This is a genomic window from Billgrantia bachuensis (assembly GCF_011742165.1).
GTDB classification, from domain to species: Bacteria; Pseudomonadota; Gammaproteobacteria; order Pseudomonadales; family Halomonadaceae; genus Halomonas; species Halomonas bachuensis.
In genome coordinates this window covers 1-1,833 of sequence record NZ_JAAQTO010000009.1, presented here as the reverse complement: position 1 = coordinate 1,833, position 1,833 = coordinate 1, and the positions used below count along the sequence as shown (strand labels likewise).

Sequence of the window (1,833 nt, the reverse complement as noted above, 5' to 3'; positions counted from 1 at the left end):
CAGGGCATCTACTTCGCCATGGTCACCCTGGCCTTGGCACAGCTGATGTTCTTCTTCTATATCCAAGCGCCCTTTACCGGCGGCGAGGATGGCCTGCATGGCGTGCCTCGCGGTGAGCTGTTCGGCTTCATCAGCCTGCGCAATACTCTGGCGATGTACTACTTCGTCTTCGCGATCTTCCTGTTCGGCTTTGCCCTGATCCAGCGTACCGTGCACTCGCCGTTCGGCCAGGTGCTCAAGGCGATTCGCGAGAACGAACCGCGTGCCGTTTCGCTCGGCTACAACGTCGATGCCTACAAGCTGGTGGCGTTCATCCTTTCCGCAGGCCTGGCCGGCCTGGCCGGCTCCACCAAGACGCTGGTGTTCCAGCTCGCTTCTCTGACCGATGCCCATTGGCACATGTCCGGCGAGGTGATCCTGATGACGCTGCTCGGCGGCGTTGGCACGCTGTTCGGTCCGGTGGTAGGGGCGGGGCTGGTAGTCAGCCTGCAGCACCTGCTGGCGCAATCGCCGCTGGGCAACTGGGTGGGGCCGATCCTGGGCGCCATTTTCGTTCTCTGCGTGCTCAGCTTCCGCAGCGGCATCGTGGGCGAGGCGGTGAAGATGTATCGCAAGAACTTCAAGTGAATTGAACGGCAAGCCTCTTCCTGGCGCCCTGCGGGGCGCCTTTTTTATTCTCTCGTCACCGAGCAGGCTTGCTCCAGGCTGGCGGGCAGATGCTCGACCAGGTAGTCGACGAACTGGCGCACCTTGGCGGCATGCTGGCGATGCCGTGGCATGACCGCCCACACTCCCGCATCGCGGCACTGAAAGCTGGAGAGCACTTCGATCAGCTCGCCGCTGGCAAGATAAGGCATGACGTAGTAGTCGGGCAGTTGCGCCAACCCCAGCCCCTTGAGTGCCGCATCCAGCAGCGCGAGCCCTGAATTGGCCTGCCAGGGCCCCTGCACGCGAATTTCGCGGTGCAATCCTTCGATGTCGAAACGCCAGTGGTCGCGGGTGCCGATCAGGCAGCGGTGGTGTACGAGTTCCGCTACCGAGTGCGGCTGCGAGATGCCCTGGAAGTAGTCGGGGGACGCGACGACGAATTCGTGCCGCTCGCACAAGCGGCGCGCCACCAGCGTTGAGTCCTGTAGCGTGCCCATGCGAATGACCACGTCGTAGCCTTCGTCGATCACGTCCACCTGGCGGTTGGTCAGGTGAAGGCGCATCTCGAGCTGAGGGTGCAGGCGCAGGAAGTCATTTACCAGCGGGGCGAGGAAGCGCTCGCCGAAGGTGGTGGCACAGCTGAGGCGAAGTACGCCGTGGGGCAACTCCTGGAGGCTCTGCAAGGCGTTTTCGGCTTCGCGAAAACCGTCGAGCAGTTCTCGGCAGCGTGCATAGTAGCGTTCGCCGGCATCGGTAAGGTGAATCTGACGCGTGGTCCGGTAAAGCAGGGGCAGTCCAAGCTCTTGCTCGAGCTGGGCCACCTGTCGACTGATATGTGAATTGGAAACTTGAAGTTGACGTGCCGCTGCGGCGAAAGTGCCAAGGCGGACGACTTCCACGAAAGCTTCAATGCCATCCCAGTGAGCCATAGGCACTCCATTATTGCTCAATTGGAATAATGTTGTGTCGCTGTTTCTATATCATCATAACCTTGGCCGCACCTAGACTGATAGGGATCGATACAAACTGGATAGCAAACCATCAGGAGAACTGCATGAAGTCGCGTGCCGCCGTTGCTCTCGAAGCGGGCAAGCCCCTCGAACTCACTGAAATCGATGTCCAGGATCCCAAGGCCGGCGAAGTGCTGGTGCGCATCGCCGCGACCAGCGTCTGTCACACCGATGC

General features: G+C 61.0%; 2 protein-coding genes and 1 pseudogene. 2 read left to right on the top strand and 1 reads right to left on the bottom strand.

Translation table 11 applies throughout. The features are described from left to right. The coding region (locus HBJ55_RS03985) for a branched-chain amino acid ABC transporter permease (protein WP_167111285.1) at nt 1-627 on the top strand (627 nt) is incomplete at its 5' end. Nucleotides 628-671: 44 nt separating this feature from the next. Here HBJ55_RS03985 and HBJ55_RS03980 read toward each other — a convergent pair. Next, the gene (locus HBJ55_RS03980; protein ID WP_167111283.1) at nt 672-1,577 is read right to left on the bottom strand and encodes a LysR substrate-binding domain-containing protein; all 906 of its coding nucleotides are present in this window, start codon (nt 1,575-1,577) and stop codon (nt 672-674) included. Nucleotides 1,578-1,702: 125 nt separating this feature from the next. Here HBJ55_RS03980 and HBJ55_RS03975 point away from each other — a divergent pair. Next, nucleotides 1,703-1,833, top strand: a pseudogene (locus HBJ55_RS03975) (S-(hydroxymethyl)glutathione dehydrogenase); the annotation flags it as partial.

Excerpts from the sequence above, each read along its gene's own strand:
- HBJ55_RS03980 (WP_167111283.1), bottom strand. The coding sequence starts at position 1,577 with ATGGCTCACTGGGATGGCATTGAAGCTTTCGTGGAAGTCGTCCGCCTT.